The following is a 23,704-nucleotide window of genomic DNA, read 5'->3' as shown; positions in this document are numbered from 1 at the left end:
GCCTCCATCACCCAGTTGGAAATTCTGCCGAAGCCTCCGGAAAAGGAGAAAAAAGAGGTCACCTGGCCGAATTGGCCCAACAAGCTGCGCACGTCCAGCTCCCACGAAGAAGGCTGCGAACGTTTCTGGAGCGTCGCCACGAAGTCGATCGAAGGGGAAGACGGTCGCGTTACCCAAATCCGCTGCGTCAAGCTCGAGTGGAAGCAAGAGGGCGGACGCTGGGTTATGAACGAAATCCCCGGCAGCGAATTCACCTTGAAAGCGGACCTGGTACTGCTTGCCATGGGCTTCGTCCATCCGGTGCACGAGGGCATGCTCCAGGATCTCGGCGTGACTCTCGACGAACGGGGCAACGTCAAGGCCAATACCATAGACTATCGCAGCTCGATGGATAAGGTTTTCACCGCCGGCGATATGCGCCGCGGCCAGTCGTTGGTCGTCTGGGCCATCCGCGAAGGCCGCCAGTGCGCCCGAGCCGTCGACGAATACCTGATGGGACACTCGGATCTCCCTCGGTAAGTTCCTCCTCTCAGCCGCCGATTCATGTGTTTGATGAGTCGGCGGCTTGTCGACCAGGCGTCGAACCGCGGCGGGGTACACCCAGCCTTGTATGCCTGCCAAACTCAGCCCAGTTTTTCTCACGGCGTCGCGTCAGTCCCGCAGGCCGGATTACGTGGAACCGGCCGGAAGTGCCGCCGTCCAACTGCAATTGATCGCGCAATCCCGCCGACTCATTCCGCCGTCCGTGGCACACTGTCCAAGATCGATTTGTCCCAATACTCAGCAGCTAAAGGACAATCGCACAAACCGCAAACCGTGGAGCACGTCATGGCAAAACCATCGTTCACCCCCGAGGAACTGGAGCAACTGCGCTGGGCGTATCAGCATCTGGAACACCCCTCCTTCGCCGCGCGCCTAAGCAACGTGATCGGCACGCCGATCGAACAAACGCTCAAACTATTGCCGAAGAGCTGGCACCAACGAGTCAATAGAGCAGCCGAATTTAGTATCCGTCAGGCTATGAGCATGGCGGTAAAGACTCTCGACGCGCGCGCGGTTTCCGGAGCGCGTGACACCTACCACAAGTTTGCGGCATTCACAGCCGGAGCCGTCGGCGGCTTTTTCGGTCCAGTAGGGTTGACGGTCGAGTTACCGGTCATAACCTTGCTGATGCTGCGTTCGATTGCCGATATCGCGCGCAGCGAGGGCGAGGACTTGGATACGCTCGACGCGCGCCTCGCTTGCGTGGAGGTGTTCGCCTTGGGAGGGCGATCGACTGAAGACGATGCAACCGATACCGGCTACTATGGGTTGCGATCCACATTGGCTTTCCATTTCGCCGGTGTTGCCAATTATGGCGGAGCCTCCGGCCTCAACGTTCCTGCCGGCGTCGAGTTGATTCGCGGAATTTCCGCCCGTTTCGGCGTCGTCATTTCGGACGAGGTCGCCGTGCAGATGGTGCCGGTAGCCGGCGCCGTCAGCGGCGGCCTGTTGAACCTCGTATTCATGCAACACTTTCAGGACGTGGCACGCGGTCATTTCACCCTGCGCCGTTTGGAACGAAAATACAAGCCGGACGTTGTGCGGAAGGAATACCAGCGGATTCAAAAAGACGAAATTGAATCGATCAAGGGATTTAGCCACTTGGAAGGATGGTGAATGGATCGTGCGGGGCTCCACTTCGAACCTTATTAGGGCCTGGCGCTTTTATCTCGCTTCATCTTCTCAAAGCTCGCCATAAAACAGATAAACGATCAGCGTCATGCCGAGCAGAACGACGACCAGATTCGCGAGTATCCCCAGACCGGCCCGATAACCGCGCGGAATCTCCACGGGCTTCAGCGTTTTCAGGACCTTTCGATACTGAATCGTGGACAGTATCGCAATGACGACTCCGAAAAACACAAAAGCGATGCCGAGCCAGAACGAAATGCCTTTTTGCAAGGGCTCGCCGGGTTTCGAAAAAACCAGATGCACGAATAAACCGAAGCGCTCGATCACAAATCCGAACGCCATCCAGGCCAAGCTGGTCCGGTTCCAGGCGAGAAGAGTGCGCTCCGCCGCAAAAAATACGCGCGGGTCATTAAGCTCGGACATTCGGATAGTCTAGCGGTAATTTTGTCGAATGGATTAAACGATACGGCCACAACTGGCTCGGTCACATTGCGAAACGTACATCGGCCAGCGACCGGCGCAAGCGGTGGCTTCCCACATAAAGTGCTCAGTGTGACATTCCCGGCGCATTTGTGACAGAATTGCAAGTTTAATTAACCACGGAGTCCATGACATGCGCGTGATCCTTCTCGGAAGCCCCGGGTCCGGAAAAGGCACTCAAGCCAAAGCCATAATGGAAAAATTCAACATTCCGCAGATCTCGACGGGCGACATGCTGCGCGCTGCCGTGAGAGAAGGCACGCCATTGGGTCTCGAAGCGAAGAAGGTCATGGACTCGGGCGCCCTGGTCTCGGATGAAATCATCCTGGGACTGATCAAGGAACGCATTGCCCAGGACGATTGCAAGAACGGTTTTTTGTTCGACGGATTCCCCCGAACCATCGCTCAGGCGGAAGGGCTCGCGGAGATGGGCGTCGATATCGACCATGTCATCGAAATCGTGGTGGACGATGAGGAAATCGTCAAGCGCATGAGCGGTCGGCGCGTCCATCCTGCTTCCGGACGCACATATCATGTCATCTTCAATCCGCCCAAGGTCGAGGGACTGGACGATGTCACCGGCGAACCCCTGATTCAACGGGACGACGACAAAGAAGAAACCGTGCGCAGGCGTCTTGAGGTTTATCACGAACAGACCAAGCCATTGGTCGGCTATTACAAGCAAAAGGCCGAACAGGAAGCCGTCAAATTCTCCAGCATTGACGGCGTCGGCAGCGTTGAAGCCATTCGCGATAAGATTTTTTCGCTGTTGGAATAACTTCGGTTTATCGGACAAACCCCAACATCCATGGGAAGCCGCCCCTGAGTAATTAGCTGGAGCGCAGCATTCCCCGTGTAAAACCCGCCACTCATAAGAGCCCATGGCCGCCAAAACCCTTTATGACAAATTATGGGACGATCACGTGGTTTACTCCGAACCGGACGGATCGACTCTCATTTACATCGATCGCCATTTGATTCACGAGGTAACCTCGCCGCAGGCCTTCGAAGGGCTGAGGCTCGCGGGCCGTAAGCCCTGGCGGGTTACAGCCAATCTGGCGACGGCCGATCACAACGTGCCGACGGCCGAACGCGAACATGGCCTCAGCGACCCCATTTCACGGCTTCAGGTCGAAACGCTGGACCGGAACTGCGCCGACTTCGGCATTACCGAATTCGGCATGAACGACGATCGCCAAGGCATCGTCCACGTGATCGGCCCCGAACAGGGTGCGACCCTGCCCGGCACGACCATCGTCTGCGGCGATTCCCATACCTCGACGCACGGAGCCTTCGGCGCTCTCGCCTTCGGCATCGGCACATCCGAAGTGGAGCATGTGCTGGCCACGCAATGCCTGGTTCAGAAAAAAGCCAAGAACATGTTGGTCAAGGTGGAAGGGAAGCTCGGCCAAGGCGTCACGGCCAAGGACATCGTACTGGCCGTGATCGGCAGAATCGGCACCGCCGGCGGCACCGGATATACCATCGAATTCGCAGGATCGGCGATCCGCAGCCTATCGATGGAAGGACGCATGACCGTGTGCAACATGGCAATTGAGGCCGGAGCCCGAGCTGGACTGGTGGCCGTCGACGAGGTGACGATCGCTTATCTGAAAGACCGGCCTTATGCTCCGAAAGGGAATTTGTGGGACAAGGCGGTGGCGGCTTGGCGGCAACTTCGAAGCGACAAGGGTGCCGTATTCGACAAAGTGGTCGAGATCGATGCCGCCGCTATCAACCCCCAGGTCACCTGGGGCACTTCGCCCGAGTTGGTATTGCCCATCGATGCCGCGATACCCGACCCTGAACGGGAGCCGGACCCCGTGAAACGTGAAAGCATGAAGCGCGCCCTGCAATACATGGATTTGAAGCCCGGCACGGCCATAACCGATATTCGCATAGACAAGATTTTCATCGGTTCATGCACCAACGCCCGGATCGAGGACTTGCGCACTGCCGCCGAGGTGGTCCGCGGCCATAAGCTCGCGAGCAACATCAAGCAGGCCCTGGTGGTTCCCGGATCGGGCTTGGTGAAACGCCAGGCGGAACAGGAGGGCCTCGACCGAATTTTCCGGGAGGCAGGTTTCGAATGGCGAGACCCCGGATGCTCCATGTGCCTCGCGATGAATGCCGATCGCCTGGAACCGGGCGAGCGCTGCGCGTCCACATCGAACCGCAACTTCGAAGGACGCCAGGGCTACGGTGGCCGCACCCATCTGGTGAGTCCCGCCATGGCGGCGGCGGCCGGTATCTACGGGCATTTTGTCGACATCCGTCAACTGCCGTTGATGCCGTCTCCCGCAAGCGAACCCAAAAAAGCACCGGCCAAGAAAGCGCCGGCGAAAACCGCCGCCGCATCGAGGACGAAATCGGCTGCTGCCGTAAAAACGTCCAAACCCGCCCCTACGACCCGAAATCAGTCTGCGCGAAAGAGGAAATCCGAGCAATGAAAGCTTTTCGCCGTTTCGCGTCCAGAGTCGCCCCTTTGGACCGCGCCAACATCGACACCGACGCGATCATTCCTAAACAATTCCTGAAATCCATTCGCCGCAGTGGTTTCGGTCCCTATCTATTCGACGAGTGGCGCTACCTGGATCGCGGCGAACCCGACATGGATTGCTCGTATCGCCCTTTGAACCCGGATTTCGTGCTCAATCAACCGTGCTACTTCAGGGCGCGAATTCTGTTGACGCGCGAGAATTTCGGCTGCGGCTCGTCGCGCGAACATGCGCCCTGGGCTCTGGCAGATTATGGTTTCCGCGTAATCATAGCCCCGAGCTTTGCCGATATTTTCTACAACAACTGCTTCAAGAACGGCATTCTGCCCATCGTACTCGATGCCGAAATCGTCGACCGCCTTTTCGAGCAAGCGGGTCCCGGCGTCGATCTCACCGTAGATCTGGAAACACAGACGATCGCCACCCATTATGGCGACAAAATCCATTTCGAAATCGATCCTTCGCGGAAATACCGCCTGCTCAACGGCCTGGACGACATCGGCCTGACCCTTCAGCATGCCGACAAGATCCGGGCTTACGAAGCGAGCCGCCGCCAAACCGCGCCTTGGCTGTTCCCGGAATACGCTTAGTTTCTAAAAAACAAAGAGAGACTCATCAATCGCATGACCAAGAAGATCGCAGTGCTGCCCGGCGACGGCATCGGCCCGGAAATCGTCGCCGAGGCATTAAAGGTGCTTGACTGCCTGAGACAGGAATTCGGGCTTGACATTGAAACTGAAGACGCTTTGATCGGCGGTGCCGCATACGACGCCAAAGGCACGCCGTTTCCGGAAGAAACCCTGACCCTGGCGAAAGCGGCCGATTCCGTGCTTTTGGGCGCGGTCGGGGGTCCGAAATGGGAACCGCTGGACTATTCGGTGCGACCGGAACGCGGCCTTCTGGGAATACGTGCCGAATTGGAACTGTTCGCGAATCTTCGCCCAGCGATTCTCTATCCCCAGTTGGTCGCCGCTTCGACGCTGAAACCGGAAGTGGTCTCGGGACTCGATATCATGATCATCCGCGAACTGACCGGCGGCATCTACTTCGGCAAACCGCGGGGCCGCCGCATCAATGAAAAGGGCGAACGGGAAGGCTTCAACACCTTGATTTACAGCGAATCGGAGATCCGCCGCATCGCCCATATCGCGTTCCAGATCGCTCAAAAGCGCAACAAACGGCTGTGCTCCATCGACAAAGCCAACGTGCTGGAGTGCACCGAACTGTGGCGCGAGATCGTGATCGAGGTCGGCCGCGAGTATCCGGACGTCCAGCTCAGCCATATGTACGTCGATAACGCCGCGATGCAGCTGGTGCGCGCGCCCAAGCAGTTCGACGTCATGCTGACCGACAATATGTTCGGCGATATCCTTTCGGACTGTGCCGCCATGCTGACCGGCTCCATCGGCATGCTGCCTTCGGCGTCGCTCGACAAAAACGGCAAGGGCATGTACGAGCCCATTCACGGTTCGGCACCGGACATCGCCGGCAAGGGCGTTGCCAACCCCATCGCCACCGTACTGTCGCTGGCCATGATGCTGCGTTACAGTTTCAACGATGCCGCCTCCGCAGACCGGATCGAAAACGCGGTGATAGCCGCTTTGGACGCAGGCTACCGAACCGCCGATATCTACTCCGAAGGCATGAAGAAGGTCGGAACCGCCGATATGGGCGATGCCATCGTATCCGCTTTACGATCATTGAACCGCTAATCCCGAACGAGTTTCCCCATGAGCAAGACTTACGATATTGCAGTATTGGGCGCCACCGGCGCGGTGGGCGAGACCATGCTGTCCATCCTGGAGGAGCGCAACTTTCCCGTTGGCCAGGTGTATGCCCTGGCTAGCGCACGCTCCGCCGGCCAGCGCGTGGAATTCAAAGGCGGCTATCTCACCGTGCAGGATGTGGCCGAGTTCGATTTTTCCAAGGCACAGATCGGCCTGTTTTCCGCAGGCGCATCGGTTTCCGCCGTTTACGCCCCTAAAGCTGCGGCAGCCGGCTGCGTGGTCGTGGACAACACCTCCTGTTTCCGCTACGAGACGGATATCCCCTTGGTCGTGCCGGAAGTCAATCCGGAGGCCATCGGGCAGTACAAGCCCCGGGGAATCATCGCCAATCCGAATTGCTCCACGATTCAGATGCTGGTCGCTTTGAAGCCGATCTACGATGCTGTCGGCATCGAGCGAATCAACGTCTGCACCTATCAGGCGGTATCCGGAACCGGAAAAAAGGCCATCGAGGAACTCGGCAAGCAAACCGCTTTATTGCTTAACGGCAAACCGATCAACCCCGAAGTCTATCCGAAGCAGATCGCTTTCAACGCCATCCCCCAGATCGACGTCTTCATGGATAACGGCTACACCAAGGAAGAGATGAAGATGGTATGGGAAACCCGCAAAATCATGGGCGACGACAGTATCCGGGTGAACCCGACTACGGTGCGGGTACCCGTATTTTACGGCCACTCCGAGGCGGTCCATATCGAGACTCGGGAAAAAATCACCGCTGCGCATGCGCGGGAATTGCTCAGCCGTGCTCCGGGAGTGGCGGTGATCGACGAACACAAGCCCGGCGGCTATCCGACTGCGGTTACCGACGCAGCCGGGCACGATGCCGTTTATGTCGGACGCATCCGCGAAGACATTTCCCACCCGCGAGGTTTGGATCTTTGGGTCGTAGCCGACAACGTACGAAAAGGCGCGGCGCTCAACAGCGTACAAATCGCCGAGGTGCTGGCAAAAACATACATCTAGGCTAAGCTTTCCTTCAGCAATCTAGGCAGCTCCCGCCACCATGAATGGCGGGAACGATTGGACAAAGGAGCGGCAATAAGTGCGTAAGTTATCAAAAACCTTGGCGATGATGAGTCTACTGGCCCCGATGGGAGCGAGTGCGCTAGGTATTGGAGACATTAGGCTACGCTCCGCCCTGAATCAGTCGCTAAACGCCGAGATTCCGCTGGTCCTTTCCGGCGGGGATTCCCTGGCGGACGTCAAAATCTCTTTGGCGTCCCCGGAAGCTTTTGCCAAGGCCGGCTTGGAACGGCACTATTTTCTCACCAAACTGCGTTTTACCGCCGTGCAAAAACCCGATGGCAGCTATGCCATCGAGGTGAGTTCGAACGACGTCATGCACGAACCGTTCGTCAGCTTCTTGGTAGAGGTCAATTGGCCGCGCGGGCGCGTAGTGCGCGAATATACCGTACTGCTGGACCCGCCCGCCACCTTCTCCGATCGCGTGCTCGTCGACTCCCGATCTCCATCGGTATTCGCGCAACCGAACGATGACCACCCGCAAACTGCGGATGCCCAGGTTTCGCCCCGCAAGTCCCAGCCCCGTGCTTCGACGGCAAGCGCTTCATCCGAGTCCGAAAGTCCGATCCAAGGTTCTGAATACGGGCCAGTCAAAAGAGATTCCACGCTTTGGGAAATCGCCAAACAGGTAAATCGCGACCCAAGCATCGCTCAGGAACAAATGGTCGTCGCCCTTTACCGGCACAACCCACATGCGTTTTATGGAGACACGCCGGACACTTTGAAGGCAGGAGAAACGCTGAAAATTCCCGATCGCGAATTTGTTCTGCAATTCACCAGCTCGCAAGCGCGGGATGAGCTTTATCGATCAAGCAGTCGGACTGGGAAAGTCGCAAGCCGCAGTAACAAGGCACAGAGCTTGGGCGCTGTGACGGGCTCCGCGACACAGCCGACGCAAACTCAGCTCAAATTGTTAGCCGCATCCGATACCAAGACGAAAGATGAAGAAGCGGTCGCAGGAAGCACGGATGGCGCCGGGAAATCCAAGGGAGAAATTGCGCTCGAAATCGCAGAGACGCTCAAACAGGAAAACGAGGATCTCCGTTCCCGCCTGACTCAGCTCGAGCAGCAACTGACGGAGATGCATCGTCTCTTGACCCTGAAGAACGAACAGATTGCGCTGCTGCAAGAACCACAGGCACAACAACCTTCGACCGAATCGGCGAAGAAAGAGCCCCCTAATCCGGAACAGCTAACAGCTCAAACGACACCGGCTCCGGAAGCACAGAAGCCGGTGGAGCCATCCACCCAGCCGGCGAATCCGCCGACTTCTCCAGAGACGGTTCCAGAAACGCCTCAAACACCCCAACCCACCGCCGTCCAGACCGAGCAGCCGAAGGTCGAGGCGCCTAAGCCCGTTCCTGCCGCGCCGCCGCAGCCTGAACAGAGCAGCATTTGGGACGACTTGTTCGATCAGCCGACCTATCTCGGTGCCGCAGCAGGAGGTCTGATGTTGCTGGCGGTCATACCATGGCTGCTTGCCCGTCGCCGTGCGGCCATGATCGAAGAGACCGAAAGCATCTTGCTTGCGACCGAGAAAGAAAACCTGCAAAAGGCGAAAAAAGCGGAGTCCAAATTCAACTCCACAATCTCGGAACCGACGACCGCTACAAAAACCTCTTTTCTGAGCGAATTCACGCCGAGCGATTTTGACGCCTTAGGAGCCGAGGCGGACGAAGTCGACCCGATTTCGGAAGCCGATGTATATCTCGCTTACGGCCGTTACAAGCAGGCGGAGGATTTGATCCGGAACGCGATAGAGCAGTACCCCGAACGAGACGAATGCAAACTCAAGCTTCTGGAAATTCATTACGCCACCGAGAACCGAGAAGCTTTTGAGCGTTTCGCCCAGGAACTCAAAAGACAAGGTAAAGACGGCGATGCCGACTTCTGGGAAAACGTGGTTGAAATGGGACGGGAATTATGTCCCGGAAACTCGCTGTTTAGCGCGTCGCCATCGTCCAGCCGACCTTTGGCTCTTGATGCGAATGCAAGGGATATCCTGGGCTCTATCGATCTTACCGATGAACTCATCGAGGATCTGAAGCGCTTCGATAGCGAGGTGGCCGAAACATCGACATCCGCAGAGGAAAAGCGTGTTTCGCTCGACTTCAATTTCGATGCGCAAAACCCAGATGAAGATCAGGCAATCGCCGCCGAGCACCCCGTCATGGAATTCGATGTCGACGATCTTCGGAGCGAAACCCCTTCCGTCGTCACAGCTCAGCCTGAAGATGAATCTCCAGAACTCGAAAATCTCATCGTCTTTGAGACCGACAAGCCGGGGTCCAATTCCCGAAAAGAACCCATAACACAGGGTTCGGAGAACAGCATTGACGATATCTTGCTCGAGCTAGCGGCCAATGCACAGCACAAAGACAAGCCGGAGTCTGACGACGCCTCATCCGGCAATGAAATGTTTGATTTCGATTTCAGTTCCTTCGGCCTTGAGGACTCTGAAGCCAACTCAAAGGAGCCCGAGAGTGAGCTGCCGAAACTTGACAACCTGATTGCTTTTGACGCGGGCAAACTGAAAGCTCATCCTGAAACTAAAACGCACGAAGAAGCGGATCAATCCATAGACGACCTATTGCATGAGCTGAATAAAAGCAGTGGACCGCAAGATGACGTATCCAAATCGGACCGCGTCGCGTCCATTTCGAATCTCGAAACATCGGATTTCAATTTCGAGCTTGACTTGGCTTCGTCTGTTCAAGCGGAAAGCGAAGCGCTAAACACGGAAAATCTGGAGAATCTTTCAGATGAAAACGAGGATCAGTACGCGCCGTTGACCGACATGGACCAGTTGGAAACCAAACTGGATTTGGCTAAGGCTTATGCGGACATGGATGATAAGCAGTCGGCGCTGGACATGCTCAAGGAAGTTCTGGAAATGGGCAATGAGCAACAGAAAACGGAGGCAAGAGCGCTGATGGGCAGATTAAGCATACAAGACGCTCAGCCGGAACCCATATCTCTCGCTAGCCCTGGCCGCCGGACCTAAAATAAACGCCTAAACCAAGAGTCGACTCCTTCCGGTGGATTCGACAGCCGACCGCATGGCGAAACGTCTGTCGGGGCAGAACCCGCAATAAACGGATAGCGAATCGCGCTGGGGCAACTTTCATCTGATCTCAAGCCATTTGCACGATCGATCCAAACGAAATCGACGTTTTCGGGCGGCTCCAGCTCAAGCGACTCCTTACTCACTTTTTGCATGGTAGATGCCCAAACCGGTAACGCGCCCTGGGCGCCGGTTAGCTTTGCCGGCTGGTTGTCGTCACGCCCGACCCAGACTACGCCCACATAATCGCCGGTAAATCCAGCAAACCAACTATCTCTGAGATCATTGGTCGTTCCAGTTTTTCCGGCGCAGTCGAAATGGGAAGGCAAATAGGCATAGGCAAATTTCCCGGTACCCTCCCGCATGACTTCCTGCAGGATCGTATCGACCAAATAAACCGCCGCTGAATCGATTGACTGCTTGACACTGAGGCCGTATCGCTGCAGGGTCTTCCCCTCTTGTGAAACAACCGCCTGAATCGCCCTTAGCGGAACCACAAAGCCGTCGCTGGCCAGGGTTTGATACATTTGGGCGACTTCAAACGGGGTTAGCGAGGCGGTGCCCAGCAACAGCGACGGAACCAGCTCCACCGACTTCTCAACCCCTAATTTCCGTAAGGTTTCCGCGGTACGGGCAATCCCGACATCCATGCCTAAATTAACTGTCGCCAGATTAAAGGAATGCGCTAAGGCTTTATGCAAAGGAATTATGCCGTGCTCCCGATTATCGTAATTCTTCGGTGTCCACGGCCGGCCGCCGGGATTCCTGATCCGAACCTCCATGTCTTGCAGCGGCGACATCAGCGTGTAGCGTTGCGGATTCTCCAATGCCGTCAAATAAACGACGGGTTTATACAGTGAACCTATTTGGCGTTCTGCGTCCAATGCGCGATTGAACCCGGAATTCTGCGGGTCTCTTGATCCCATTAAAGCGGCTACTTCGCCGGTAGCGCGGCGAGTAAACACAACGGCGGTTTCCAGTTGCGTCGTCCGGGTCTGTTTGTCGAGCTTTTTCAGCGTTGTCTCGACGGCCGATTCAAGATAGTGCTGCGCGAATATGTCGAGTGTCGTGAAAAGCTGGAGCCCTTCCGAGGTCAAGTCTTCGGGACGATATTCCTGCTGCAACTGACGCTTGACCAAATCCAGGAAAGCCGGATAGCGGCTGATGGCTTGGTGCGGATTCTTCACCACATCCAGAGGCTTTGCCTTAGCCTCCTCGGCCTGGCTCGCTGCAATCTGCCCTTGTTCCACCATCTCGTCCAATACCAGGTCCCTACGCTTCCTTGCCTTTTCCGGCCATCTAAACGGGTCGTAATAGGATGGCCCTCGCACCAGAGACACCAACAGAGCAACATGATGCAGTTCCAGCTCTTCCAGCGATCGGCTGAAATAGTACTGGCTGGCCAAACCGAACCCGTGTATCGCTCGGGCACCGTCTTGACCGAGATAAATTTCATTTAGATAAGCTTCCAGAATTTCATCCTTGGAATAACGCGCCTCCAATACCAATGCCATGACCAGCTCGTTAAGCTTGCGCCACCAGGTGCGCTCAGAGCTTAGAAAAAAGTTCTTTACCAGCTGCTGAGTCAAGGTGCTGCCTCCCTGCACGATTCCCCCCGCGCGAATGTTGGCCCACATCGCCCGAAGAATGCCGCGAGGCGAAATTCCGAAATGCTCGTAGAAATCCCGGTCTTCCACCGAGAACAGGGCCTTTAAGAGAAGCTCCGGCGCTTGATTGAGCTTGATCAATATACGATCTTCCTTCAGAGCCGGATAAAACGTCCCGATTTGGACCGGGTCCAAACGAAACAATGCCAGGGGCTTGGCGTCTTCGGGGTCGCTAACCGAACTTATTTGCCCGGCATCGAATCGCACCCGTATGTTGCGAGAGTTTTCTAGTTTGTCCCAGAACCGAAAATCGCGCGTCTTCAGCGTATACTCGGCACCCTTCCTGAAATAAGTACCCTGCGATAACAAGCTCGGATCGTTTCTGTATTTCAGCTGCTCCAATAACCATTCGAGCCGATCGGCACTCATCTCGTAACCGGCGAACAACTCGACGGGGCTGGCGTAAACCCGGGCCGGCAAAGACCAGCGCTTACCCTCGAATTGCTGACGGACCGTGTGGTCCACATAGGCCAGATATCCGACGATGATCGCGATCACGAAGGGAGACAAATACAGTGCGATGCGCCGAAATGACGCGTTCAGAAAAGACAAGATGGACGACCGTTTTTTGCGTGGCGTCTTGCCGCGTCTGGTGTTTTGCATGGGATAAAAAATATGCCCGTCAGGGCTTAATCAACTGGACCGGAAACTAAAAACAGCGGATTCGGCTAGGCAGCTTGAGTCGACTGCGAAGAACCGGCGATCTCGTTAATCGAGATAGTCGTTTTGTCGAGTAGATGGGGTTCCGGCTTACCGATCAGATAACCTTGGACATAATCTATGCCGAGCGTTTTTAAGAGAGAAAGAACCTTCGGGTTTTCCACAAATTCGGCGATGGTCCTTTTTCCCAGCTTCCGAGCGATATCGATCATTGCCTTGACAAGTACCTGGTCTGTTTCATCATGAAGCAGGTTTTTTATGAACTGTCCATCGATTTTCAAATAATCGACTGGAAACTTTTTGATGTAATCGAACGAACTAAAGCCGGCACCAAAGTCATCCAAGGCAAAATGGCATCCCAGCGCCCTTATGCGGGCAATCATTTCCCGAGTTTGCTGATAATTCGCGACAGTCGCGGTTTCGGTAATCTCGAATGCAAGCCGAGACGCGGAGATCCAGGTCATTTCCAATTTTTGTTTAATCAGGGGTAACAAGGACTGATCTTGAAATGCAACACCCGACAAATTTATCGTTAGACTGACATGCGACTGGTGTTCCGGCAGAGAGGCCAGGAAATCGATTGATTTATCGACCACCCACAGGTCGATATGGTGAATCAAACCCATGCGCTCGGCGACCGGAATGAATTCTCCCGGCGAGAATATATCCGAACGCTTGCCCCTCATCCGGATCAAGACCTCGTAGTGCGTAATGGCACCGTCCTTGACCCTGACAACCGGCTGAAAAACCAGAAAAAACCGATTTTCCATCAAGGCTTCCCGGATCAGCGGAACCCATAAGATGTCGCTTCGCCGCGTGCAAGCCTCGGTATCTTTGTCGTTATACAACTGAACCATGTTACGCCCGTTCGCCTTCGCTGCGTAACAGGCCTGATGCGCTTCGGCAATCAGCACACTCGGATGACTGGCCATCCTCCGCGATTCCAGCAGGGCCACACCGATACTGGCCGATATATGATAACTGTCTTGTCCGGTAACGAAGCGAAAACCATCCATGGCTTGGCGGAGCCGTTCAGCGATGGACAATGCCTCCTGCTGTTTGACGTTTTCTAGAAAGATACAAAACTCGTCAGCTCCGATCCTGGCTGCGATGTGGTCCGAATCGAGCGTGCCGTGCAACAGGCTGACCGTCTCCACTAATAAACGATCGCCGGTCTCGTGTCCCTCAAGATCATTGATCATGTTGAACCGATCAAGATCCAGGTACAGCAATGCACCTTCCTGATCGAAGTTCCGGCACCGGTGGATGGCTAGCTGAAGTTTCTTTTCCAAGCTGCGGCGATTTGCAAGGCCGGTCAACTCATCGTGGGCCACGAGATATTTGAATCGGGCCTCCATGATTTTGCGTTCGGAGAGTTCGTTTAAAAGTTGCTCTTCTTGGCTACGTCTCAGGTGACGCTCGTTTCTGAGTATCAAACTCATGTTAACCAAGGGGATAAAATCGCGTCCGCGAATAGGCTTGGTAATCAGACTGACGCCTTGCCTGCTCAGCTGGGTTAGGCGGCGTACTTGCGTGCTGTCCAATTCGACCGATTCTTCAGTAAAAATGATAGCGGGAATGCCGATTCCCTCGTCTATCGAGGAAAAAGACAGGCAAAACTCGTCAATCTGACATTCGGGCAGGCTACTATTAAGAATAATAAGTCCGATTTCTTCAGGGCTCCGCTGGAATTTTCTCAATTGCTCAAGAAGCTCTCTTCCATTAGAGACCGCTACGAAATTCACGAAACCGGCTTCGGATAGGATTAACTCGACTTGGGCACGATGACGCTCATTATGCTCACCGATAATAATTAACTTTTCGCCGAACTGGTTGGTTGGCGTCATAGCACCCGATAAAAACCTGAAGCTCAGTTAGAATAAAGGAGGCAATTGGAACTCGCGTCACATATAAAGTCTTCCATGAACCAACTGTGATATAGATGCCACTTATCGGCGTATCAGTCAAATCAAATTAACGACAGGATAGTATTAGGTATGCGCATCAAGAGCTAAAGCGATGTATGCATTCACCCCGCTTAGCGTCCGCGTAATTTTGAATGGGAACGTGCAATTAGCTTCCCCGCCGGAGTTATTCTTAAAACTGAATGAACTACTGGATAACCCGGGGGCCGATCTGCGCGATGCCGGCACACTGATTGAAAATGATCCTGGTCTCACAGCAAGGCTGCTACGGGTCGTCAATAGCGCCTTTTATGGAATTCCGACCAAAGTCACCTCCATTCATCGTGCACTCAATATCGTCGGCATCCACGAAATTCGGAGTTTGGTATTAACTACTTTAGTGATCGATAAATTTTCATCTTTAACCAATACCTTGATGACAATGAAGGAATTCTGGGCCATGAGCGTGCGCTGTGCGCTATTGGCAAGATTATTCGCGAGTTGTCATCCCTTTGGCGAACGTCTAAAGGCCGTATTTCTATGTGGACTATTACATGAAATAGGGCGATTGGTCGTATATCACCGCCTTCCGGAATTGGCCCGTGCCGCGGCACTTTTAGCGGAATCGGAGAACATAAGCTATCAGGAAGGAGAAAGACGAGTTATCGGATTCGACCATTATCAGGTCGGCGCCGAATTGGCTCGGCTATGGAAGCTGCCGGAGATCATCGCCGTGACTATCGAGCACCACGATACGCCGGAAAATGCCGACGTGTTCAGTTGCGAAGCAGCCCTGGTCGCTCAGGCACAATCCTTTGTTTATTCACGCTATTCTAACCATGCATCACGCGACACCACAGTAACCGACATGGACAAGCCGAGTCTTTTCGGCACTGACATCGCAACTGCGAATGAGTTGGCCCAAAAACTCGACGAACAATTCAATCAAGTATTCAAGCTTATTTATGCCGGTTGAGCGACTTTTTCCTTTTACCGCAAGTGCTCTGTAATCAAACCAGCCAGGACGCGGCCATGTTCCGGACTATCGTTCAGTGCTGGGATTAACCGATACTGGGCACCACCCGCTCTTTCAAAGACCTCCTTGTTGGTAATGCCGATCTCCTCCAAGGTTTCCAAGCAGTCCACGGCAAATCCCGGGCAAACGACATCGACGTCCTTAACGCCCTTTTGCGGCAGTGCTTTTAGCACATCGACGCAATAAGGCTGAAGCCACCGCCCCGGGCCGAAACGGGACTGAAAAACTAACTGCCAAGCATTCTCCGGAAGCTTCAGTTCAGCCGCGATCAGCTTTGCGGTCGTACGACATTGCTCATGGTAAGGATCGCCTAGGGAGCGGCTTCGTTCCGGTAAACCGTGAAATGAAAACAACAAAAAATGAGGTCCGCCATTGTCGCGCCAGAAATCTTCGATTCGGTTCGCCACAGCCCGGATATACGCCGGATAATCATGATAGTCGCTGACGAATCTGGTCTCCGGAACATATCTCCAATTCTTCAACACCGAGGCGACCGCATCGAATACGGTCCCGGTACTCGGTGACGAATACTGGGGATACAACGGCAAAATCAGAAGTCCATCGACCCCGGCGCTATTCAACTTCTCCAATTTTTCCCGAATTCCGGGTTTACCGTAGCGCATCGCCACCTCTACCAGGATTTCCCCAGCCGTTCTCGCCGAGATCTCGGCTTGCACCGATCGAGTCAAATCCGTGCTGAACACCAGTAACGGGGAGCCTCTGTCGGTCCAGATCGACCGATACGCTCGTGCCGACTTGGATGGCCGCACCCGCAAAATCACGCCATGAAGGATCATCCACCAAATTGGCCTCGGCAGTTCCACGACACGGGAGTCCCATAGGAACTCGCCCAGATAGCGTCGGACTGCGGCCGTGGTTGGAGCCTCGGGCGTACCCAGATTGACCAAAAGCACACCCCAACGGTGGGATTTCCCTGCTTCTGTCACGCTATTTTCTGTTGATAAGATCCAGAAACTCCGAACGGGTACTGATTTGTTTGCGGAACAAACCCAGCATGGATGAGGTGGTCATAACCGAGTTTTGTTTCTCGACGCCTCGCATCATCATGCACAGATGCTTGGCTTCGATTACTACGGCAACCCCCGCGGGATCGATCGCGGTCTGAATGGCGTCCGCAATTTGTTTGGTCAATCGCTCCTGGATCTGAAGACGGCGAGCGTACATTTCGACGATGCGCGCGATCTTGGAAAGCCCGATCACCTTACCCTTAGGCAGATAAGCGACATGGCATTTACCGATGAACGGCAGAAGATGGTGCTCGCACAATGAATACAATTCGATGTCCTTCACGATCACCATATCCTCCGTATCCGCCTCGAAAACGGCATTATTGAGGACACGCTCGAGGCGCTGATTGTAGCCGCTATTGAGAAAACGAAAAGCCGCCGCCGCCCGCTTAGGCGTATCCACTAGTCCTTCTCGGGTAATATCCTCCCCAAGAGATTGTATGATTTGGGAAAAAAGATGCTCCATTACGTTTTGCATGATTGATGTCGCTAATAGTGATCGGTAAGTATATCGCGCAGGAATGCGCCATGTCTTTCTCGATCAAACGCATATTGACTCTTCGCAATAGCGGGTGGCTTCGAGAAGCACATCCGCTCCCGCATTTGCTTTCGTCGCATGCTGGCTAAGATGCCGACGCCATGCCCGCCCGCCGGGCATACCGTGATACAACCCTAAAATGTGCCGAGCGATGGCTTGTAAACGTACGCCCCGCCCCAATTCCGTTTCGACATACGGCAACAGCGCTTCGACCACTTGACGCCGGGAGCGGACCGGACGGTCATCGCCGAAAAATCGCCGGTCGGCCTCTGCAAGCAAGTACGGTTGATGGTAGGCCGCTCGTCCTATCATCACACCGTCGAACCGCTCAAGATGCAGCCCCGCCTGATCCAGATCGACGATACCGCCGTTCAGGATGATTTCGAGTGCCGCATAATCGTCTTTGATTCGATCGACCACATCGTATCTTAGCGGTGGTATTTCCCGGTTCTCCTTAGGCGATAAGCCTTTAAGCCACGCTTTTCTGGCATGGATGACAAAGGTGTGACAACCGCCGGACGAGACGATCTCGACGAAGCGCGCGAGATCCTCATAGGAGTCCTGCTCATCGATGCCTATTCGGGTTTTGACTGTGATCGGAAGCGATACGGCACCGGCCATCGCGGCCACGCACTCGGAAACCAACTCGGGGTCGGCCATCAAGCATGCACCGAACCGCCCATTCTGCACCCGATCGCTCGGGCATCCGACATTGAGATTAATCTCATCATATCCATACGCTTCGGCAATTCTCGCACACTCGGCAAGATCCGAAGGGTTGCTGCCGCCTAATTGAAGCGCCAACGGCTTTTCGGCGGGGTGGAAGCCGAGCAAGTGGTCGCGATTCCCGAACAAAATCGCACCGGCGGTGACCATTTCGGTATAAAGCAGCACCCGCCGAGAAATTAGGCGTACAAAATAGCGAAAATGCCGATCCGTCCAATCCAACATCGGGGCTATGCTCAAAACTCTCTGCATATGGATGGTCGTCTTAAGGAAGTGGAAAACAGGCTGTAGCCTTAAGGATTGATTAGCAAGCGATTACCGGTAGAATGAATCGCGGCTTTTTCGACAAAAATACAATGGGAATTTCTTAGATCGGGACTGTGAAAGCCACTCCTTGTTTCCAGCCAGGACACACTAGACTGTAGCTATTTGTCGCATTCGATGTTCAGAGTATCGTGTCGGAATTTAACTTCTTTGACCTTAACACTTGATAAGTCATGAAATCGCGGCCGGCCGATTTCGAACGGATACTCTCCAATTTGCACGCGTTAAGGCGTTACCCGTCCGAACCTCTTCTTATCGATCATATTCAAAATAGTTTCGAGTCGCTGACCCAAATTCATAACGCGAGGGAAACCCGTTACCGCGCCCTTGTTCAACAACTTCTCCGTTATGTTGAACAGTTGGTTTCCGACAGAAGCCAGTGGCTCGCGCGACGAATCGAGTTTCTCCAAACTCTGCTCAGTCCGTCTTTATCCTTAGCGGAATTAAACACCTTAATTAAAGGCGTTGAAGACCTCAAACATTCTTTGTTCCATTCCAATTTTGCCTTTTCCGATCGAATCATAGGAGACCATGAACCCTCGCCCGACAAACCGGACGTGATTGCACAAAGGGCTAAGGCCACAGAAATCCATGTGACGACTTCCGAAAAGACATCACATAACACGGACCCCGCGCCGCCGCCTCGCGAAGGACAAAGCGTAGGAATGGCCGAAATCCACAAGTCGTTGACGGCAAGCCTTAACGAAGTTGATGATGCAAATCTACATTCCGGCCAGTTGCTGAAGAATATCGCTCAGGCGTTGAGCCATCCCGAAAATTTTTTGCTCACCGATACGGCGCGATCTGGACTTCTAAAGCAGACCGACGCTTTGTTAAACGAACATCAACATCAGGCCAAACAAATCGACATTATCCGAGCTTATCTCGATTTGCTGGAGACGAATAATCGAAAGACCGATCTGGAATTCACACGAGTTCGCCAACTGAGCCTTACGGATGAATTAACCGGGCTTTCCAATCGGCGAGCCTTCTTGAATCGGCTGGAGGATGAGATCGGACGCGTGCAACGTTACTACACCCCTTTGGCCTTGGCCATGGTGGACCTCGACGGATTCAAGGAAATCAATGACCGTTACGGCCACGCTGCAGGCGATGAAGTTCTCAAAATTTACGCCCAAAAAATCCTTCCTGCATTTCGCCGTCACGACCACGTAGCCCGTTTCGGCGGCGAAGAGTTCATCGTACTGCTTCCCAACACCGAGCTGGATGGCGCTTTATGGGCGCTCAAGAAAATTCAGGCGCAGGTCCACCGAACCACGTTTTCAATTGGCGGCACGGCCATGGCTTTGCCGACTTTCTCCGCCGGCATCACCGTGTACGTGTCAAACGAATCGGCGGATTCCTTCATCAGGCGGGCCGACTCTGCAATGTATCGCGCCAAGGGGATGGGGAAAAACCGGATCGAAGCCGAGCATGTCAAAAAGGGGCATCACGAGAATCGTGACTCGTCGAACACCTAAATATTCCTGAGGTCCAGACCAGGCATCAATCGCCGGGCTTCTTTGCCAGCATCGGAACAGCGGTCATTCCCGAGTGGAGGCGATACGCCCGACTCCGCTGTCTCAACCAATAGCCACTGATGAGAACAGTGGTCGTTGCGAGACTGGCGGCACAAAAGTAAAGCAGGTTCTTTACCTGCAAAACCTCATCCATAAGCTCTTCGTTACGGACTACTCCCGAACCGGGTAACCGCCGGAAACGGGAATGCTCGATCTCGGTGTTGTCGAACGCATTGGCTCCGCCGGCTTCGGCATAACCTTCCAACAGCACCAGATCGCTCTTTAATTGCTCAAAGGCCTCGAGATCCGCGGAACTGACCGCTCCCGCCTCAATGTTCTTCTGAAGGGTTTTAAGTCTCATTTCGACCGATTCGGCCAAGAGAATGCCGAACTTGCGTTGCAGCGCTTCCATTTGCTGGTTGATCGCCTTGATCCGGGCGTGACCTTCCGTTGGACCGGCTACCGTGGTTTCAAGACGCGTCGATAAATAATAGAGAATGACCAACGAACAGAGACAAACCGCAAGCAAGGCGACAAGCACTTGCGGAGCTCGCCACCAAGCGGCCGACACTGGATACCGAACCGTAGTCCCGGCGCGCAATGCTGGCGCAGTCGTCGACTCGCTCTGATATCTTTCGTACACCCCATCTCCTCCGCTATGCTGCCCCAGCTATCGCGAACCATCGTTATATTTGATTTGGGCCCCGAGCATTCTCTACACCACGCGCCATCTCGATTACGACGGAATGCGAGAAAGCGGACCAGTTGTTCGATTCGATAGCTGTTCAACTATGGCAGAATAAGCCCTATGGGTCAATTGATAAGCGCGACGATACCATCGCCCGCTTCATCTCGCTCACCGCTCGCTCCAGCCCGACGAACAGCGCCCTCGCCACGATGGAATGCCCGATATTGAGCTCCTCGACTTGGGGAATGCGGCAAATTTCCCCTACGTTGTGATAATTCAATCCATGCCCCGCATTCACTCTGAGGCCGATTCCGGATGCATACTCTGCCGCCCGTGCCAAGCGGTGAAACTCATCTTTACTTTCCTTGTTCGAAGCGGCATCGGCATAGTGGCCCGTGTGTAATTCGATCACGGGAGCACCGGTTTTCGCTGCCGCTTCGATCTGCCGAAAATCGGCGTCGATGAACAGGGAGACCTCCACCCCGGCTTCGCCCAGCGTTTCGCAAGCGGCACGAATTCGTTCGAAATTTCCGGACACATCCAGACCACCCTCCGTGGTCAATTCTTCGCGTCGCTCCGGAACCAGGCAGCACGCTTGTGGCCGCACGGTTTTTGCGATAGCGACCATCTCATCGGTTACCGCCATTTCCAGGTTTAGACGGGTCTCGATCATCTCTCGCAACAATCCGATGTCTCTGTCCTGAATATGCCGGCGATCCTCGCGAAGATGAGCGGTAATACCGTCGGCGCCAGCTTGCTCCGCGAGCAAGGCCGCCTGGATCACTTCGGGGTATTTGGTACGCCGAGCCTGTCGAATGGTGGCGATATGATCGATGTTTACGCCGAGTAAGATAGGGCGAGAGGTCGTCATCATGGTCTGCTTTTTGTGACTTGCTTGAAAAAGTCCCGGCTTTTAAGAGATTTTCCGTTGAGATAATAATTGATTACTCGTCGCATCAGATGCTTCGCCTCTTGAAGTTCATCCGGATCGTTCAGCGTCTTCCGATCCAATGCAAGCAAGGTGGCGCCTCCGACCGAATCCGCAGCCCTTTCATCGTTCTCTACCGGACCTTCCTCAATTCTGTACACATATCTTTTTGCCGGATCGATCGGTTGCCCGGACGTTGCCTCCCGATCAAAGGCCATACCGTAACCCATCTCGCCCAGCAGAGAGACTTCGAATAATCTTAGAATCCGTTCCATGCCGTCATCTGCCGCGAGTTGATCCAAGGTATTCCGATATAGATCGAATACTTCCGGATGAGGATCGCGGGAAGGGAGAAAATTGAGAAGCAACTCGTTCACATAAAATCCGCAGAACAGCTTGGGCCCGCTCAACTTGATGCTGGTTCCTCCGATGGATTCCGCAGCCGTCAAGACTGGTAGATCGCCTTTTCCCGCCCAGGAAAGACGCAATTGAACGAATGGCTGAAGTAGAGAATGCAATCCTCTTTTGCTCTTGCGCGCACCTTTTGCCAGCAGGCGAAGGCGACCGAAATCCAATGTAAATACGTCGAGAAGAAGGCTTGATTCGCGATAAGGTCTACTGTGAAGGACGAATCCGTTCTGCAGCGAGATGCGGCCTTGGAAGTCCCGAGAAGCACCCTTGCTCGCGTCATTCGCTGTAGCCGAGGCTGTGCAAAGCACGCTCGTCATCCGACCAACCTTTCTTGACCTTAACCCAAAGCTCCAGGTAAACCTTGCAATCGAGCAAACGTTCCAGTTCATGCCGCGCCCGCTCGCCGACCTTCTTGAGCACTTCGCCGCTGCGGCCGATGATGATTGCCTTCTGACCCTCGCGCTCGACCCAAATCACCGCACTGATTCGCGTCAATCCGCCCTCGAGCTTGAATTGCTCGATCTCCACCGTCAGCGCATGAGGCACCTCCTGGGACAGCGAACGAAGCAATTTTTCCCGAATGACTTCGGCGGCAAAAAAACGCTCCGGCTTGTCGGTGATTTGATCTTCCGGATAAATCGGTTCGCCCTCCGGCAAGAGTTCGATGATCTTCCGCTCCAAAACGTCCAGATTCGTGCCCTTTAAGGCGGAAACCGGAACCAAATCGGCAAACGAGTGGCGAGCCGCCGCCTCTTCCATAAAAGGCAATAAAAGCGCCTTATCCTCGAGCCTGTCGACTTTATTGATGACCAAGATGACAGGCACCCCTGCAGACTTGATCCTCTCCAGGACCAACTCGTCTTCGGAAAGCCACATCGGTCTGTCGATGAGCCAGACAATCACATCGACGTCAAGCAGGGCGGAGACCGCTGCGCGGTTGAGGTAGCGATTCATCGCCCGCTTTTGGCTGGCATGAATGCCCGGAGTATCGACAAAAACAATCTGTCCGTCTCTGGTGGTCTTGATACCGCAAATCCGATGCCGCGTCGTCTGCGGCCGGCGGGACGTGATGCTGATTTTTTGTCCGACCAGATGATTGAGGAGGGTAGATTTACCGACGTTCGGGCGCCCCACGAGCGCGACAAAGCCTGCTTTCATGGTTTGAGCCCCAGTTTTTCCGCCAGCACAGTCAGCATCTTTTCTGCCGCTTGCTGTTCGGCCTTTTTCCGGGAAGGCCCTACGCCCTCGCAGGAAACCGGGATCAGCGACACGCGGCACTCCACGCAAAAGCTCTGGTCGTGCGGCTGACCGATGACCGTTTTGAGGGTATAGGTAGGCAATTCGAGTCCTCGCGCTTGCATCAATTCTTGTAATCGGGTCTTCGGATCCTTTTTCCAATCCCGCAGCGAAAGACGGTCTATCGGCTCGGCAAAGAGGTTTAAAATCCACTCCCGACAGGCATCCATCCCTTGATCGATAAGCAGAGCGCCAATGACGGCCTCCAGCGCGTCGGACAAAATCGAGTCGCGCCGATATCCGCCGCTCTTCAATTCGCCCGACCCCAGAACTAAGTAATCCCCCAGATTTAATTTACGCGCCAATTCCGCCAAAGAGCTTTGATTCACGAGAGTCGCGCGCAACCGGCTGAGCACGCCTTCGTCCGCCTCCGCGAACTTGTCATAAAGCCTTTCCGCGATCACAAACCCGAGCACGGAGTCGCCCAAAAATTCGAGCCGCTCATTGTT

The 23,704-nt window shown here is 54.5% G+C and carries 22 protein-coding genes; 10 read left to right on the top strand and 12 right to left on the bottom strand.

The window, feature by feature from the left end:
* Positions 1-519, top strand: a 519-nt coding sequence (locus ABJK70_RS05515; protein ID WP_347257527.1) for an FAD-dependent oxidoreductase, incomplete at its 5' end; no start/stop codon positions are given.
* A 309-nt stretch (positions 520-828) separates the two neighbouring features.
* Positions 829-1,659: an EcsC family protein gene (locus tag ABJK70_RS05510; protein ID WP_077729199.1), complete on the top strand. Its 831-nt coding sequence runs from the start codon at positions 829-831 to the stop codon at positions 1,657-1,659.
* A gap of 66 nt (positions 1,660-1,725) precedes the next feature.
* On the opposite strand, the gene ABJK70_RS05505 is transcribed toward ABJK70_RS05510, so the two are convergent.
* A complete protein-coding gene (locus ABJK70_RS05505; RefSeq protein ID WP_077729200.1) occupies positions 1,726-2,097 on the bottom strand; it encodes a DUF202 domain-containing protein in 372 nt (123 codons plus the stop codon).
* Positions 2,098-2,287: 190 nt separating this feature from the next.
* Between ABJK70_RS05505 and adk the strand changes: the two genes are divergently transcribed.
* The 5 genes from adk to ABJK70_RS05480 all read left to right on the top strand — a co-directional run bounded on the left by adk (position 2,288) and on the right by ABJK70_RS05480 (position 7,405).
* A complete protein-coding gene (gene adk, locus ABJK70_RS05500) occupies positions 2,288-2,932 on the top strand; it encodes an adenylate kinase (protein WP_077729201.1) in 645 nt (214 codons plus the stop codon).
* 103 nt (positions 2,933-3,035) lie between these two features.
* Positions 3,036-4,604, top strand: coding sequence for a 3-isopropylmalate dehydratase large subunit (leuC, locus tag ABJK70_RS05495; RefSeq protein WP_086135439.1), 1,569 nt, complete (start codon positions 3,036-3,038; stop codon positions 4,602-4,604).
* Complete coding sequence (gene leuD, locus ABJK70_RS05490; protein WP_077729203.1) at positions 4,601-5,242, top strand: 3-isopropylmalate dehydratase small subunit; 642 nt, start codon at positions 4,601-4,603, stop codon at positions 5,240-5,242. Before leuC ends, leuD begins: the two co-directional genes overlap by 4 nt.
* A gap of 33 nt (positions 5,243-5,275) precedes the next feature.
* Positions 5,276-6,364, top strand: a complete 1,089-nt coding sequence (gene leuB / locus ABJK70_RS05485) for a 3-isopropylmalate dehydrogenase (protein ID WP_077729204.1) — start codon at positions 5,276-5,278, stop codon at positions 6,362-6,364.
* A gap of 18 nt (positions 6,365-6,382) precedes the next feature.
* Entirely contained in the window at positions 6,383-7,405 is a 1,023-nt protein-coding gene (locus ABJK70_RS05480; RefSeq protein ID WP_077729205.1) for an aspartate-semialdehyde dehydrogenase, read from the top strand.
* A gap of 973 nt (positions 7,406-8,378) precedes the next feature.
* On the opposite strand, the gene ABJK70_RS05475 is transcribed toward ABJK70_RS05480, so the two are convergent.
* Positions 8,379-8,537, bottom strand: a complete 159-nt coding sequence (locus ABJK70_RS05475; RefSeq protein WP_347257526.1) for a hypothetical protein — start codon at positions 8,535-8,537, stop codon at positions 8,379-8,381.
* Between the two features lie 21 nt (positions 8,538-8,558).
* Here ABJK70_RS05475 and ABJK70_RS05470 point away from each other — a divergent pair, with 21 nt between their 5' ends.
* Positions 8,559-10,469, top strand: a complete 1,911-nt coding sequence (locus tag ABJK70_RS05470; protein WP_347257525.1) for a FimV/HubP family polar landmark protein — start codon at positions 8,559-8,561, stop codon at positions 10,467-10,469.
* Here the strand turns inward: ABJK70_RS05470 and mrcB are convergent.
* Together mrcB and ABJK70_RS05460 are read right to left on the bottom strand one after the other, a co-directional pair.
* A complete protein-coding gene (gene mrcB, locus ABJK70_RS05465; RefSeq protein ID WP_347257524.1) occupies positions 10,466-12,799 on the bottom strand; it encodes a penicillin-binding protein 1B in 2,334 nt (777 codons plus the stop codon). The genes ABJK70_RS05470 and mrcB overlap by 4 nt on opposite strands.
* 65 nt (positions 12,800-12,864) lie before the next feature.
* Positions 12,865-14,703, bottom strand: coding sequence for an EAL domain-containing protein (locus tag ABJK70_RS05460; RefSeq protein WP_077729208.1), 1,839 nt, complete (start codon positions 14,701-14,703; stop codon positions 12,865-12,867).
* Between the two features lie 172 nt (positions 14,704-14,875).
* Between ABJK70_RS05460 and ABJK70_RS05455 the strand changes: the two genes are divergently transcribed.
* Positions 14,876-15,736 (top strand): HDOD domain-containing protein, encoded by an 861-nt coding sequence (locus tag ABJK70_RS05455; protein ID WP_077729209.1) that lies wholly within the window; start codon positions 14,876-14,878, stop codon positions 15,734-15,736.
* Positions 15,737-15,750: 14 nt separating this feature from the next.
* Here ABJK70_RS05455 and hemH read toward each other — a convergent pair whose 3' ends face one another.
* From hemH to dusA, 3 genes are all read right to left on the bottom strand, one after another.
* The gene (hemH, locus tag ABJK70_RS05450; RefSeq protein WP_347257523.1) at positions 15,751-16,743 is read right to left on the bottom strand and encodes a ferrochelatase; all 993 of its coding nucleotides are present in this window, start codon (positions 16,741-16,743) and stop codon (positions 15,751-15,753) included.
* 1 nt (position 16,744) lies between these two features.
* Positions 16,745-17,302: a GTP cyclohydrolase I FolE gene (gene folE / locus ABJK70_RS05445; RefSeq protein ID WP_077729211.1), complete on the bottom strand. Its 558-nt coding sequence runs from the start codon at positions 17,300-17,302 to the stop codon at positions 16,745-16,747.
* Positions 17,303-17,365: 63 nt separating this feature from the next.
* Positions 17,366-18,340, bottom strand: a complete 975-nt coding sequence (gene dusA, locus ABJK70_RS05440) for a tRNA dihydrouridine(20/20a) synthase DusA (protein ID WP_077729212.1) — start codon at positions 18,338-18,340, stop codon at positions 17,366-17,368.
* 287 nt (positions 18,341-18,627) lie between these two features.
* Here dusA and ABJK70_RS05435 point away from each other — a divergent pair, with 287 nt between their 5' ends.
* Positions 18,628-19,893, top strand: a complete 1,266-nt coding sequence (locus ABJK70_RS05435) for a GGDEF domain-containing protein (protein WP_347257522.1) — start codon at positions 18,628-18,630, stop codon at positions 19,891-19,893.
* Positions 19,894-19,918: 25 nt separating this feature from the next.
* On the opposite strand, the gene ABJK70_RS05430 is transcribed toward ABJK70_RS05435, so the two are convergent.
* From ABJK70_RS05430 to rnc, 5 genes are all read right to left on the bottom strand, one after another.
* Positions 19,919-20,575 carry a hypothetical protein gene (locus ABJK70_RS05430; protein WP_133716826.1) on the bottom strand — a complete coding sequence of 219 codons (657 nt, stop codon included), beginning with the start codon at positions 20,573-20,575 and terminating at the stop codon, positions 19,919-19,921.
* 163 nt (positions 20,576-20,738) lie between these two features.
* Positions 20,739-21,491 carry a pyridoxine 5'-phosphate synthase gene (pdxJ, locus tag ABJK70_RS05425; protein WP_086135516.1) on the bottom strand — a complete coding sequence of 251 codons (753 nt, stop codon included), beginning with the start codon at positions 21,489-21,491 and terminating at the stop codon, positions 20,739-20,741.
* A complete protein-coding gene (recO, locus tag ABJK70_RS05420; protein WP_347257528.1) occupies positions 21,491-22,276 on the bottom strand; it encodes a DNA repair protein RecO in 786 nt (261 codons plus the stop codon). The genes pdxJ and recO overlap by 1 nt, the downstream gene beginning before the upstream one ends.
* Positions 22,236-23,117, bottom strand: coding sequence for a GTPase Era (gene era / locus ABJK70_RS05415; RefSeq protein WP_086135433.1), 882 nt, complete (start codon positions 23,115-23,117; stop codon positions 22,236-22,238). The genes recO and era overlap by 41 nt, the downstream gene beginning before the upstream one ends.
* The coding region (gene rnc / locus ABJK70_RS05410) for a ribonuclease III (protein WP_347257521.1) at positions 23,114-23,704 on the bottom strand (591 nt) is incomplete at its 5' end. The genes era and rnc, both read right to left, overlap by 4 nt.

Origin of the sequence: Methylocaldum sp., assembly GCF_039794385.1 — a bacterium.
Lineage (GTDB): Bacteria > Pseudomonadota > Gammaproteobacteria > Methylococcales > Methylococcaceae > Methylocaldum.
Note: the sequence above shows the minus strand (reverse complement) of the source record. Positions and strands in the feature narration are given on the sequence as shown.

Coding starts and splice junctions, on each gene's coding strand:
- ABJK70_RS05460 (WP_077729208.1), bottom strand. CDS start 14,703: ATGACGCCAACCAACCAGTTCGGCGAAAAGTTAATTATTATCGGTGAG.
- leuD (WP_077729203.1), top strand. CDS start 4,601: ATGAAAGCTTTTCGCCGTTTCGCGTCCAGAGTCGCCCCTTTGGACCGC.
- mrcB (WP_347257524.1), bottom strand. CDS start 12,799: ATGCAAAACACCAGACGCGGCAAGACGCCACGCAAAAAACGGTCGTCC.
- leuC (WP_086135439.1), top strand. CDS start 3,036: ATGGCCGCCAAAACCCTTTATGACAAATTATGGGACGATCACGTGGTT.
- recO (WP_347257528.1), bottom strand. CDS start 22,276: ATGACGAGCGTGCTTTGCACAGCCTCGGCTACAGCGAATGACGCGAGC.
- ABJK70_RS05505 (WP_077729200.1), bottom strand. CDS start 2,097: ATGTCCGAGCTTAATGACCCGCGCGTATTTTTTGCGGCGGAGCGCACT.
- dusA (WP_077729212.1), bottom strand. CDS start 18,340: ATGCAGAGAGTTTTGAGCATAGCCCCGATGTTGGATTGGACGGATCGG.
- ABJK70_RS05510 (WP_077729199.1), top strand. CDS start 829: ATGGCAAAACCATCGTTCACCCCCGAGGAACTGGAGCAACTGCGCTGG.
- pdxJ (WP_086135516.1), bottom strand. CDS start 21,491: ATGACGACCTCTCGCCCTATCTTACTCGGCGTAAACATCGATCATATC.
- folE (WP_077729211.1), bottom strand. CDS start 17,302: ATGCAAAACGTAATGGAGCATCTTTTTTCCCAAATCATACAATCTCTT.
- leuB (WP_077729204.1), top strand. CDS start 5,276: ATGACCAAGAAGATCGCAGTGCTGCCCGGCGACGGCATCGGCCCGGAA.
- era (WP_086135433.1), bottom strand. CDS start 23,117: ATGAAAGCAGGCTTTGTCGCGCTCGTGGGGCGCCCGAACGTCGGTAAA.
- ABJK70_RS05480 (WP_077729205.1), top strand. CDS start 6,383: ATGAGCAAGACTTACGATATTGCAGTATTGGGCGCCACCGGCGCGGTG.
- adk (WP_077729201.1), top strand. CDS start 2,288: ATGCGCGTGATCCTTCTCGGAAGCCCCGGGTCCGGAAAAGGCACTCAA.
- ABJK70_RS05455 (WP_077729209.1), top strand. CDS start 14,876: ATGTATGCATTCACCCCGCTTAGCGTCCGCGTAATTTTGAATGGGAAC.